This window comes from Brevibacterium spongiae, from assembly GCF_026168515.1.
In the GTDB taxonomy this organism is placed as follows: Bacteria; Actinomycetota; Actinomycetes; order Actinomycetales; family Brevibacteriaceae; genus Brevibacterium; species Brevibacterium spongiae.
This window is the reverse complement of sequence record NZ_CP093443.1, coordinates 2485028-2498257: the sequence shown is the minus strand read 5'-3', so window position 1 is coordinate 2498257 and position 13230 is coordinate 2485028. Positions and strand designations below refer to the sequence as shown.

At 59.9% G+C, this 13230-nt stretch carries 5 protein-coding genes and 3 rRNA genes; 5 read left to right on the top strand and 3 right to left on the bottom strand.

Annotation, left to right across the window (positions count from 1 at the left end):
• Nucleotides 1-187: 187 nt before the first annotated feature.
• The 4 genes from L1F31_RS11260 to L1F31_RS11245 all read left to right on the top strand — a co-directional run bounded on the left by L1F31_RS11260 (nt 188) and on the right by L1F31_RS11245 (nt 6081).
• Nucleotides 188-1715: ribosomal RNA gene (locus L1F31_RS11260) — 16S ribosomal RNA — on the top strand.
• 432 nt (nt 1716-2147) lie between these two features.
• A 23S ribosomal RNA gene (locus L1F31_RS11255) occupies nt 2148-5265 on the top strand.
• A gap of 201 nt (nt 5266-5466) precedes the next feature.
• Nucleotides 5467-5585, top strand: a 5S ribosomal RNA gene (rrf, locus tag L1F31_RS11250).
• The 16S, 23S and 5S rRNA genes sit together here, the layout of an rRNA operon.
• Before the next feature lie 112 nt (nt 5586-5697).
• Nucleotides 5698-6081 (top strand): hypothetical protein, encoded by a 384-nt coding sequence (locus tag L1F31_RS11245; RefSeq protein WP_265417385.1) that lies wholly within the window; start codon nt 5698-5700, stop codon nt 6079-6081.
• Between the two features lie 314 nt (nt 6082-6395).
• Here the strand turns inward: L1F31_RS11245 and L1F31_RS11240 are convergent, their stop codons facing one another.
• Nucleotides 6396-7358, bottom strand: coding sequence for a hypothetical protein (locus tag L1F31_RS11240; RefSeq protein ID WP_265417384.1), 963 nt, complete (start codon nt 7356-7358; stop codon nt 6396-6398).
• A gap of 101 nt (nt 7359-7459) precedes the next feature.
• Between L1F31_RS11240 and L1F31_RS11235 the strand changes: the two genes are divergently transcribed.
• On the top strand, nt 7460-9250 hold the full coding sequence (locus L1F31_RS11235) for a BCCT family transporter (RefSeq protein ID WP_265417383.1): 1791 nt from the start codon (nt 7460-7462) through the stop codon (nt 9248-9250).
• Nucleotides 9251-9412: 162 nt separating this feature from the next.
• Here the strand turns inward: L1F31_RS11235 and L1F31_RS11230 are convergent, their stop codons facing one another.
• Nucleotides 9413-10975: a GMC family oxidoreductase gene (locus L1F31_RS11230; protein WP_265417382.1), complete on the bottom strand. Its 1563-nt coding sequence runs from the start codon at nt 10973-10975 to the stop codon at nt 9413-9415.
• 47 nt (nt 10976-11022) lie between these two features.
• Entirely contained in the window at nt 11023-12501 is a 1479-nt protein-coding gene (locus tag L1F31_RS11225; RefSeq protein ID WP_265417381.1) for an aldehyde dehydrogenase family protein, read from the bottom strand.
• Nucleotides 12502-13230 lie beyond the last annotated feature (729 nt).

Below are 13230 nucleotides of genomic sequence, written 5' to 3'. Positions count from 1 at the left end.
GAACAATAAGTGATGCCAGATATTTATATTTTCTGGTAAGACAACCGACAGGTTCGAACACTCGGGTGGCAGCCCTCGCCGGCTGACACCCAGATTGTGTGTTCGGGTCTGTTATTTATTTGGTCAACCTTCTTCACCCCGTGAAGTGGGTTGACTGTCTTGCTGGGATTCATTCGTAACATAATTTTTTATGGAGAGTTTGATCCTGGCTCAGGACGAACGCTGGCTGCGTGCTTAACACATGCAAGTCGAACGCTGAAGCCCGCAGCTTGCTGTGGGTGGATGAGTGGCGAACGGGTGAGTAACACGTGAGTAACCTGCCCCTGATTTCGGGATAAGCCTGGGAAACTGGGTCTAATACCGGATACGACCAGTACAGGCATCTGTTCTGGTGGAAAGTTTTTCGATCGGGGATGGGCTCGCGGCCTATCAGCTTGTTGGTGGGGTAATGGCCTACCAAGGCGACGACGGGTAGCCGGCCTGAGAGGGCGACCGGCCACACTGGGACTGAGACACGGCCCAGACTCCTACGGGAGGCAGCAGTGGGGAATATTGCACAATGGGGGAAACCCTGATGCAGCGACGCAGCGTGCGGGATGACGGCCTTCGGGTTGTAAACCGCTTTCAGCAGGGAAGAAGCGAAAGTGACGGTACCTGCAGAAGAAGTACCGGCTAACTACGTGCCAGCAGCCGCGGTAATACGTAGGGTACGAGCGTTGTCCGGAATTATTGGGCGTAAAGAGCTCGTAGGTGGTTGGTCACGTCTGCTGTGGAAACGCAACGCTTAACGTTGCGCGGGCAGTGGGTACGGGCTGACTAGAGTGCAGTAGGGGAGTCTGGAATTCCTGGTGTAGCGGTGAAATGCGCAGATATCAGGAGGAACACCGGTGGCGAAGGCGGGACTCTGGGCTGTAACTGACACTGAGGAGCGAAAGCATGGGGAGCGAACAGGATTAGATACCCTGGTAGTCCATGCCGTAAACGTTGGGCACTAGGTGTGGGGGACATTCCACGTTCTCCGCGCCGTAGCTAACGCATTAAGTGCCCCGCCTGGGGAGTACGGTCGCAAGGCTAAAACTCAAAGGAATTGACGGGGGCCCGCACAAGCGGCGGAGCATGCGGATTAATTCGATGCAACGCGAAGAACCTTACCAAGGCTTGACATACACTGGACCGTTCTGGAAACAGTTCTTCTCTTTGGAGCTGGTGTACAGGTGGTGCATGGTTGTCGTCAGCTCGTGTCGTGAGATGTTGGGTTAAGTCCCGCAACGAGCGCAACCCTCGTTCTATGTTGCCAGCACGTGATGGTGGGAACTCATAGGAGACTGCCGGGGTCAACTCGGAGGAAGGTGGGGATGACGTCAAATCATCATGCCCTTTATGTCTTGGGCTTCACGCATGCTACAATGGCTGGTACAGAGAGAGGCGAGCCCGTGAGGGTAAGCGAATCCCTTAAAGCCAGTCTCAGTTCGGATCGTAGTCTGCAATTCGACTACGTGAAGTCGGAGTCGCTAGTAATCGCAGATCAGCAACGCTGCGGTGAATACGTTCCCGGGCCTTGTACACACCGCCCGTCAAGTCACGAAAGTCGGTAACACCCGAAGCCGGTGGCCCAACCCCTTATGGGGAGGGGGCCGTCTAAGGTGGGACTGGTGATTGGGACTAAGTCGTAACAAGGTAGCCGTACCGGAAGGTGCGGCTGGATCACCTCCTTTCTAAGGAGCACACATCAGAACCCCAACAGCGGAAGCCGAACGTGTTTCCGGTTGGGAGCTCAAGGGTGGAACATCACTTTTCTTCGCTCGCCCACACAGCCTGGCTGGGGTCAATGCCCCGGGTGCGGTTGTGGTTTTCGGGTGGGCTAGAACGAACACGTTATTGGGTCCTGGAATCACAAACCCCAACACATATGTGTTGGGTGTGGTTTCAACCAACAGGACCAACCCCAGGATCCGTGCAGCAGGTATGCTGGCGCGGGTGGTGGGTGTTTGGTAGTGGTTTGAGAATCGTATAGTGGACGCGAGCATCAATGCTGCAACCCAATGGGTTGTGGTGTTATGTAATGTGATTTTTCTTGTCATCATCTTGTGTGATTGAAAGACAATTGTTTCGCGCACGCCCATCAACCCGACCTTTGTGTAGGGGTGTGGTGAGTGTGTAAGAGCGCATGGTGGATGCCTTGGCATCAGGAGCCGATGAAGGACGTGGAAATCTGCGATAAGCCTCGGGGAGCCGATAAACAGGCGTTGATCCGAGGGTGTCCGAATGGGGGAACCCCGCCACTCGTGAGGGTGGTGACCCGTGTCTGAATATATAGGGCATGTGGGGGGAACGCGGGGAAGTGAAACATCTCAGTACCCGCAGGAAGAGAAAATAACAATGATTCCGGGAGTAGTGGCGAGCGAAACTGGATGAGCCTAAACCGTGTGCGTGTCAAGCGTGCTGGTGTTGCGTACACGGTGTTGTGGGGTTCGCATGGTCTGGTCCAGCATGGCCAGTCTGTCAGTGTGTGGGTGTAGTCGAACCTGGTGGGAAACAGGACCGGAGTGGGTGAGAGTCCCGTAGACGAAACATCGATCGACTGTCAGTGTGCGTGTGCCCGAGTAGCACGGAACTCGTGGAATTTCGTGTGAATCTGCCAGGACCACCTGGTAAGGCTAAATACTTCCTGATGACCGATAGCGGAATAGTACCGTGAGGGAATGGTGAAAAGTACCCCGGGAGGGGAGTGAAAGAGTACCTGAAACCATGTGCTTACAATCCGTCAGAGCAGTATCTAGATGACTGTGATGGCGTGCCTTTTGAAGAATGAGCCTGCGAGTTAGCGGTGCGTGGCGAGGTTAACCCGTGTGGGGTAGCCGTAGCGAAAGCGAGTCCGAATAGGGCGTATGAGTCGCGTGTCCTAGACCCGAAGCGGAGTGATCTAGCCATGGGCAGGGTGAAGCGTGTGTAAGAGCGCGTGGAGGCCCGCACCCACTTCAGTTGAAAATGGAGGGGATGACCTGTGGTTAGGGGTGAAAGGCCAATCAAACTCTGTGATAGCTGGTTCTCCCCGAAATGCATTTAGGTGCAGCGTTGCGTGGTTCTTGCTGGAGGTAGAGCTACTGGATGGCTGATGGGCCCCACCGGGTTACTGACGTCAACTAAACTCCGAATGCCAGTCAAGGTTCAGCGTGGCAGTGAGACAGTGGGGGATAAGCTTCATTGTCGAGAGGGAAACAGCCCAGACCATCAACTAAGGCCCCTAAGCGTGTGCTCAGTGGGAAAGGATGTTCAGTTGCGAAGACAACCAGGAGGTTGGCTTAGAAGCAGCCACCCTTGAAAGAGTGCGTAATAGCTCACTGGTCAAGTGATTGAGCGCCGATAATGTAGCGGGGCTAAGTACACCGCCGAAGTTGTGGCAGCACCACGAATAGCCGTAATGGTGTGGTGTTGGGTAGGGGAGCGTCGAGTTGCCGGTGAAGCTGCAGTGTGAACTAGTGGTGGAGGCGATTCGAGTGAGAATGCAGGCATGAGTAGCGAAAGACGGGTGAGAAACCCGTCCACCGGATGACCAAGGGTTCCAGGGCTAGGCTAATCCGCCCTGGGTAAGTCGGGACCTAAGGCGAGGCCGACAGGCGTAGTCGATGGACAACCAGTTGATATTCTGGTACCGACACACAACCGACAGTACCAAAACACACGATACTAACCCTGTGATGTCCCCGTCAGACCTTCGGGTCTGTGGTTGGGACTGAGTGGGGGACCTGAGTGTGGAGTCGGTAAGCGTGAGGTGTGACGCAGAAAGGTAGCCAGGCCGTGCGATGGTAGTCACGGTCTAAGGTTGTAGCACGTGGGGGTAGGCAAATCCGTCCCCACAAGTGTGTGAGAGCTGATGGGCGCCCCACATTGGTGGGGTGATCTGGTGATCCTCTGCTGCCGAGAAAAGCATCGACGTGAGGGTGTGTGTTGCCCGTACCCTATAACCGACACAGGTGGTCGAGTAGAGAATACTAAGGTGATCGAGAGAATCGTGGTTAAGGAACTCGGCAAAATGCCCCCGTAACTTCGGGAGAAGGGGGACCATCCCGGTGAACCCAACTTGCTTGGGGATGTGCTGGTGGTGGTCGCAGAGGCCAGAGAGAAGCGACTGTTTATTAAAAACACAGGTCCGTGCGAAGATGTAAGTCGATGTATACGGACTGACGCCTGCCCGGTGCTGGAAGGTTAAGAGGACCTGTTAACCCACTTGTGGGTGAAGCGGAGAATTTAAGCCCCAGTAAACGGCGGTGGTAACTATAACCATCCTAAGGTAGCGAAATTCCTTGTCGGGTAAGTTCCGACCTGCACGAATGGCGTAACGACTTCTCTGCTGTCTCAACCACGAACTCGGCGAAATTGCATTACGAGTAAAGATGCTCGTTACGCGCAGCAGGACGGAAAGACCCCGAGACCTTCACTATAGTTTGGTATTGGTGTTCGGTGTGGTTTGTGTAGGATAGGTGGGAGACGTTGAAGCGTGGTCGCTAGATCATGTGGAGTCGATCGGTGAAATACCACTCTGACCATAGTGGATTCCTTAACTTCGGACCCTGATCGGGTTCAGGGACAGTGCCTGATGGGTAGTTTAACTGGGGCGGTTGCCTCCTAAAGAGTAACGGAGGCGCCCAAAGGTTCCCTCAGCCTGGTTGGCAATCAGGTGTCGAGTGTAAGTGCACAAGGGAGCTTGACTGTGAGACGGACGTGTCGAGCAGGAGCGAAAGCTGGGACTAGTGACCCGGCCATGGCTTGTGGAAGCGTGGTCGCTCAACGGATAAAAGGTACCTCGGGGATAACAGGCTGATCTTGCCCAAGAGTCCATATCGACGGCATGGTTTGGCACCTCGATGTCGGCTCGTCGCATCCTGGGGCTGGAGTCGGTCCCAAGGGTTGGGCTGTTCGCCCATTAAAGCGGTACGCGAGCTGGGTTTAGAACGTCGTGAGACAGTTCGGTCCCTATCCGCTGCGTGCGTAGGAAATTTGTGGAGGTCTGTCCTTAGTACGAGAGGACCGGGACGGACGAACCTCTGGTGTGCCAGTTGTTCCGCCAGGAGCATGGCTGGTTGGCTACGTTCGGGATGGATAACCGCTGAAAGCATCTAAGCGGGAAGCCTGCTCCGAGATGAGATTTCCATCCGTGTTTTGCACGGGAGAGGTGTCCTATAGATGATGGGGTTGATAGGCCGGGTATGGAAGCACTGTGAGGTGTGGAGTTGACTGGTACTAATACACCGATCACTCACTCACTCTAACTATTTGGTTGGGGTGGTGTGCGTGGAGTTTGTTTGTGGTCACACATATAAGAGAGTGTTGACAAGATTGTTTCACCCCTGACGGGGTGCGTGTTATGTAGCCTTTTGTTTGGTGTTCGCGTTCGCTGTGCGGTTCTTGGACCATTACCGCCCATAACCCCTCTTGTGGGGTGTGTGGTGGTGGTCTGTGTGGTTTTGCGGTGGTGATAGTGGTGGGGAAACGCCCGGTTAACCGTTCCGATCCCGGTAGCTAAGCCCATGCGCGCTGATGGTACTGCAACTTGGTGGTTGTGGGAGAGTAAGTGACTGCCGCAATATTCTTTGACGGAAGGCCTCGTTCGACCTGTAAAGGGTTGGGCGGGGCCCTTCCCTTATTCATGCTCGGATAACCTATTGATACGCCCTTGGCCCGCGAAGGAGGATCGATGTGAACACATTTGAAGCCTTGCGAGGCGAGCTCGCAGAAGCCGGCCGAGTCGAGCTGCACTATACCTCCGGGGCACGGCTGCTCCGTGGCCTTGGCCGATTCAACTTCTCGGAACAGCGCAGTGCCCAGGTTGTCGTCACCACGGAGGGCGTGTGGGCCGCGGTTCACGAGTGCCCGCCCGATGGTTGGCTCTGGTCAAGGATTCGCGACGTCCACATCCTCAAGAAGGGCCCGGCATCCTCGGTAGAGCTCACGATCGATGGCACGGGAGCTGCCGACGGCAGCCGCTCTCGTATTCGTCTGCCCCGAGGTCTCGCTGTCGGCGCCCAGGATCTGGCTATGTGGTTGGCCTCTGAACTGGCCGCACGCGGCACTCCGCTCTGAACTCTCTGACCTCGCAACGATCCTTCGCCGCTTCGCGGTACACATGATTCTCTCAGGCTTTGTGCATGTTGGATGTTCAACGGCGTGCGACGATGAAACTGTCCGCTGTGTCGGATGCAACTGAACGGTGACATCCGAATAGACAGTAAAGGAGAAATCGCATGAACGCGTCAACAATCATCTGGATCGTCGTCGCCATCGTCGTCGTCCTGATCATCGTCGGGATCATTATCGCAGTCAGTCGGAAGGCGGCCGCGAAGAAGCGTGAGCGCCAGCGCGAGGAGGCCGCGCAGCTGCGGCAGCAGGCCGCTGAGTCAGAGCACGATGTTCGCGCCCGGGAGGCCGAAGTCGAGAAGCAGCGGGCCGAGGCAAAGCGCGCGAAAGCTGAAGCTGACGCTCGCGCCGCGGATGCCGATCGTCAGGCCGCCGAGGCCGAACAGCTCGACTCGGAGGCTGCGAAGCGCGAAGAACGCGTGCGCGAGGAACGACTCGAACACGATCGTCGGCTGCAGCGCGCCGACGAGCTTGATCCGGACACTCCTGATGCTGACCGCAATGGACGTCGTTCGGACGGGAACTTCGGTGCAGCCACACCCGGAGCTCGTCCCGAAGGACATCACGGCGACCAGGTCAACACCGGTGATCAGGTCAATCGCGGCGAGCAGGTCAACGCAGCTGATCGCCGCCCAGTCGACGACCGTCCTCAGCCAGACGCAGAGCGCGTCCATCGCGACGAGGACTACCGTACCGATGGGCAGGTCCCACCTGCCGACGACCGTCGCCTGAACGATGAGCGCCAGCCGCTTCGCGATGAGCGTCGTCCTGAGGGCGATCAGTTCCACGGCGATGCACCTGTCCGCGATGATCGCGGTGGGGCACCTCTGTCTGACGGTGCGGGAGAACGACCTGTCCGCGATGATCGCGGTGGCGCACCTCTGTCCGATGGCGCCGGCGAACGCCCTGTCCGCGACGTTCGCGGCGAGGAACCCTATGTCGACGATCGCGGAGCGTCCGCGCCGCGCGACGGACGCGGCGCCGGCTATGGCGAACCTGTCGTGGACGGACGCGGCGACACCCCTGTGCGTGATGGCGGCGATGCCCGCTATGACGAGCAGGCGGCCGATGACTACCGCCTTCGCCGAGACCGCGGGCATACAGGCGAGCCGGGTCGTCGTCTTGGTGACGACCTCGACCCCCTCGACGAGCATGGTCAGGACGGGCCACCGAAGCACTGACCCACAGCCAGTCTTCGACCCTTCGAGCGGAGCCCCGATCACATCGATCGGGGCTCCGCTCTGTACTTCCCGAGCATGGGCCGACTTCTGTAGTGTTGGCCACACGGTTCCTCTGCTACACAGCACTCAGGAAGGATGCACCCATGCTCAACAAGCTTCACGATGCATTGAGACTCCGTACGAATCCGGCCATCTTCTTCTCCTCCGCGGCCGTGATCATCATCTTCGTCCTCGGGACGATCTTCTTCACCGAACAGCTCGACGCGGGCGTCTCCGTCGCATCCGACTGGCTGCTGACGAATCTCGGATGGTTCTACATCCTCGGCGTGACCGTGTTCCTCGGCTTCCTCATCTACATCGCCGCCTCACGGTACGGCAGGGCGAAGCTCGGCCCTGACGACGAACCACCGGAACACTCGAACGGCGCCTGGTTCGCCATGCTCTTCGCCGCCGGCATCGGTTCGATCCTCATGTTCTGGGGAGTCGCCGAACCGGTGAGCCACTTCGGTGCACCACCACGTGAATCGACGGGCATCGAACCCGGCACGGCGGCTGCCGCGGCCGATGCCATGAACTTCACCTATTACCACTTCACCCTGCACACGTGGACGATCTTCACCCTTCCCGCACTGTGCTTCGCCTACTTCATCCACAAGCGGAACCTGCCACCGCGCGTGAGCTCGATCTTCCAGCCCATCCTCGGCGAGAAGATCCACGGGCCGATCGGCAAGACCATCGACGTCGTCGCCATCATCGGCACCGTCTTCGGCATCGCCGTATCGATCGGTCTCGGCACCCTGCAGATCAACGGCGGCCTCGCCCAGGTCCTCGGCATTCCCGAGAACGCGCTGTGGCAGCTGATCATCATCGGCGTCGTCTGCGGTCTGGCGACGATCTCTGTCTCGCTCGGTCTCGACAAGGGCATCAAGGTGCTGTCGAACATCAACATCGTCATGGCGGTGCTGCTGCTCGTCTTCATCGTCGTCTTCGGCCCGACCCTGTTCATGGCCAAGGGCGTCTTCGAATCCCTCGGCTCCTATGTCCACCAGCTGCCGGAATTGGCGCTGTGGAACGACACGTTCGCGAACACCGGATGGCAGAACACCTGGACGGTCTTCTACTGGGCGTGGACGATCACCTGGTCGTCGTTCGTCGGCATCTTCATCGCCCGCATCTCCCGCGGTCGCACGATCCGACAGTTTGTCATCGGCGTGCTCGCCGTTCCTTCGGCCTTCTCGATCCTGTGGTTCGGCATCTTCGGATACGCCTCCTTCGACATCGAGCTCAACCAGGGCGGGGGACTCGTCGACCGGGTCGTCGACCAGGGCGACATCCCGGGGGCGCTCTTCGCGTTCCTCGACCACTACCCGCTTGCAGGACCGGTCTCGGTGATCGCGATCGTCCTCGTCATCATCTTCTTCGTCACCTCGGTCGACTCGGCGGCACTCGTCGTCGACACGATGAATAACGGGCATGAGGACTTCAACCCGCTGCCGCAGAGGATCTTCTGGGCCCTGTCCGTCGCCGTCGTCACGGCCACCCTGCTCGTCTTCTCCGGCAGCGGCGGTCTCGAGGCGCTGCAGTCGACGATCATCCTCGTCGGCCTGCCGTTCTTCATCATCGCCTACTTCCAGATCTACGCCCTCATGCGAGCCCTCCGCGAGGACGCCGGAGTGCTGCCCAGAGTGCGGATGCGCAGGTGGAAGAAGGTGCTGCCGCCCGAGGAGGTCGAACGTCGGGTCGGCGGCGATGACGAATTCGGTCATGAGTACGACGACGAAGAGGATGTCGTCACCAAACCCGAAGCCGTCGAACCGGCACCGGAATTCCGGGATCCCTACATCGAGGCGCACGGACACAAGGGACGTCGTGAAGGTACCCTGGCCAGTCGCACGGGCAGCCGACGAAACGAGGGCAAGGACGACGCCGGGTAGGTTCCGGGACCCGGATCGACAATTCCAGGCATGATGGACTCGGTCCGGGCATGACGAAGGGGCAGCTGCGAAACGCAGCTGCCCCTTCGTCGTCGTGATCGGTTCGGCTCAGGCCGCCTCGGCGATTCTCACCTCACCGAGGCGGAGCTGAGCTCAAGATGCTCACTGACCGTTCTTGATCATCTCCGCGCACTTCTCGCCCATCATCATCACGGTGATGTTCGGGTTGACCGTGGTGATCTCCGGCATCGCCGAGGCGTCGACGACGCGCAGACGGTTCACGCCCTTGACCCGCAGCTGCGGATCCAGCGGCGACATCTCGTCATCGGTCGCACCCATGCGGGTCGTGCCGACCGGGTGGTAGACGGTGTTGTGAGTCTTCTTGACGTAAGCGGCGATGTCCTCGTCCGTCTGCACGTCCTTGCCCGGGAACAGCTCTTCGCCGGCCCACTCGGACATTGCGTCCTGCGAGACGATCTCACGGGCCTTCTTGATGCCGGCGACCATGACGCGGATGTCGTGGCCCTCCGGATCGGTGAAGTAGCGAGGATCGACCTTCGGCTTGTCACGGAAGTCCTTCGAACGCAGACGCACGGTTCCGCGTGACTTCGCATGCGTGACGTTCGGGGTCAGGCAGAAGGAGTTCTCCGAGGTCTTGTAGCCCTGACGCAGGGTGTGCATATCGAACGGCACCGAACCGTAGTGCATCATCAGGTCCGGACGATCGAGTCCCTCCTCGGTGGGGGAGAAGATGCCGATCTCCCACCACTGGGTCGAATCCTCGACCATGGGCTTCTTGGCTTCCCAGCTGATGACAGCCTCGGGATGGTCGCCGAGGTGGGATCCGACTCCCGGCGAATCCACGCGAGCCTCGATCCCCACCTCGGCGAGGTGGTCCTTCGGACCGATGCCAGAGAGCATGAGCAGCTGCGGGGTGTTGATGGCACCGGCGGAGACGATGACTTCCTTCTTCGCCTCGATGCGGTTGGTCTTGCCGAAGGCGTTGTTGACCACGTGCACGGCCGTGCAGTTGTCGTTCTCATCGAACTCGAGCTCCTTGGCCTGAGTGTCGGTGAGGATCGTGAGGTTCTCACGGTCGAGGATCGGGTGCAGGTAGGACACCGAGGAGGACGAACGGGTGCCGTCTTCCTTGCGGTTGACCTGGAAGAAGTTCGCGCCGTTGATGATGGTTTCGCCGTCGTTGAACTGCACGCGGGGGATGCCCGCCTGTTCGCAGGCGTCGAGGAGAGCCACACCGCACGGGTCGACCGGGGGCACGTTCATCAGCGACACAGGACCGTCGTGGCCGTGGTGGTCGCCGGGCAGCTCATTGTTCTCGAGCTTCTTGTACAGACCGAAGGTGTCCTTCGAACCCCAACCGGCCGCACCGTGCTTGTTCTCCCACTCGTCGAGGTCCTCCCGCGGGGCCCAGAAGGCGATGCAGGAGTTATGGGACGAGCAGCCGCCGAGGACCTTCGCCCGAGCGTGGCGCATGAACGAGTTGCCGTTCTCCTGCTCCTCGATGGGGTAGTCCCAGTCGAAACCGGATTCGAGGAGCTCCATCCACCGGTTGAGTCGCAGGATGACGTCCTGGTCGACATCGGTCGGGCCGGCCTCGAGCAGTCCGACGCTGACCTCGGGATCCTCGCTGAGGCGAGCTGCCACGGCGGCACCCGCCGAGCCGCCGCCCACGACAACATAGTCAAAGCTGTGAGTGGTCTTCACTGTCTATTCTCCTTGGTTCTCGATATGCGTCTGCGAAGTGCTGGGTGTCACTTGGTGTGGTCGGGGAACCATCCGGTGACGGCCGGCTCGAGGTTCTGGTAGATGTGCTTGGCTTCCTGGTACTCGGCCAGACCCGTGGGCCCGAGTTCGCGACCGAAGCCCGACTGCTTGTAGCCGCCCCACTCGGCCTGCGGCAGGTAGGGGTGGAAGTCGTTGATCCAGATGGTGCCGTGGCGCAGACGCTGGGCGACAAGCTGGGTCTTGCCCGCGTCCTGGCTCCACACGGCGCCGGCGAGCCCGTAGTAGGTGTCGTTGGCGATCTCGACCGCCTCGTCGACGGTGGAGAAGGTCTCAACGGTGACAACGGGACCGAATGCCTCGTCGGAGACCACGGACATTCCGCGCTTGACCTGGTCGAGGATTGTCGGCAGGTAGTAGAAGCCGTTCTCCAGCTCTCCTTCGCCGAACTTGCCGCCGCAGCGCAGGCGTGCACCTTCGGCCACACCCTTCTCAACATAGGCATGCACCTTGTCGCGGTGTGCGGCGGAGATCAGCGGACCGGTCTCGGCGTTCTCATCGAAGGGACCACCGAGGCGGATCTGCTCGGCACGCTCGACGAGGCGGTTGACGAACTCCTCGGCGATGGATTCCTCGACGATGAGTCGGGCACCGGCCGAGCACACCTGACCGGAGTGGACGAAGGCGGCGTTGAGCGCGTTGTCGACGGCAGCCTCGAAGTCGGCATCGGCGAAGACGACGTTCGGGTTCTTCCCGCCGAGCTCGAGGGCGATCTTCTTCACCGTCGCCGCAGCGTTCTTCGCGAGCAGACGACCGGTGACGAGGCCGCCGGTGAAGGAGACCATGTCGATGTCCTCATGCGTGGACAGCGGAGCACCCGCATCGGCACCGGCACCGAGGATGAGGTTGCCGACACCGGCCGGCAGTCCGAGCTCCTCGAGCACCTGCATGGTCAGTATCGCGGTGTGCGGGGTGAGTTCGGCGGGCTTGAGGATGAACGTGTTGCCGGCGGCAATGGCCGGGGCGATCTTCCACGCGGCCTGCAGCAGCGGGTAGTTCCATGGGGTGATGAGAGCGCAGACGCCCACCGGCTCGTGCACGATCTTCGAAGCGACGGTGTCGGTTCCGGCGTCGACGACGCGGCCGGCATCGTTTCCGGCGAGCTTGCCGAAGTAGTCGAAGCAGTTCGCGATGTCATCCATGTCGATCTGCGACTCGACGAAGCGCTTGCCGGTGTCCAGGGACTCGGCACGTGCGAATTCGTCCTTGCGTTCACGCAGAACGGCAGCGAACTTCAGCAGCAGGTCGCCGCGTTCGCTGGTCGGCACGGAGGACCAGACACCGGAGTCGAAGGCGCGGCGGGCGGCCCTGATCGCCAGCTCGGTGTCGGCTGGGCTGGCTTCGTCCACCTCGGCGACGAAGCTGCCGTCGGCCGGATTGTGGATCTTGCGGGTTCCACCGTTGACGGCTGAAACCCACTGTCCGTCGATGAAGAGTGTGTTTGGCACGATTTCTCCTTTTCCTAGCGGGTGAACGACTGTGTGATCTGAGGGGTCGAAGGCGCGACCGCGGCAGTGGAGCAGGTGGCGTCACCGGGTTGTCCGAGCGCCCTGAAACTGTTGTCTGAGCTGCCGCTTGACCTGCTGCCTGACCTGGGATGCGAGGCGTTTCGGCCGCGTCGATTCTCATGCTTCCGGGGAACACAATATGCGAAGACGGTGGCCGAATGCTCAATCCGATGATGCTGGTCACAAAGGCAGGTGAGATTGCTCATTGTCTGTGCGCGATGGGAGCAGGTCGGCGGACCGAAAGGCACTGGGGTTGACGCTGCGACGAAGGAGGCATTCGGTGGGGGATCGGGAACGGTGTTCGGAGTGGATTCTCTGCTCGTGGAAGCACGCAGAAAGGTGTCGTCCGCGCACTGGTCTTCCACGTCCGCTGTCATTGATCCCCTGGTGCCGAGGCGACGCGTGGTGCCGCTGCCGCCGAACCGATTCGATTTCTGCTGGCCGTTCGACTGGATTCGCCTTGATTCTAACAGAGGCCTAAGGCGGTGACCTGGGCGTCGATCCGCCGATAGAGGCCCCTGCGGGGGAGTCTGACGTGTCCCCGCACACAGGGCGACTCGGCGGTGAGTGCACTAGAATGGAGCGGAACATTCAAAAGACTTCATAGGGAGAATCGTGGCCCAAGGGGATTCGCGAGACAGCCAGGACAACCGCCGCGCAGATGGCGGT

Excerpts from the sequence above, each read along its gene's own strand:
- L1F31_RS11235 (WP_265417383.1), top strand. The coding sequence starts at position 7,460 with ATGCTCAACAAGCTTCACGATGCATTGAGACTCCGTACGAATCCGGCC.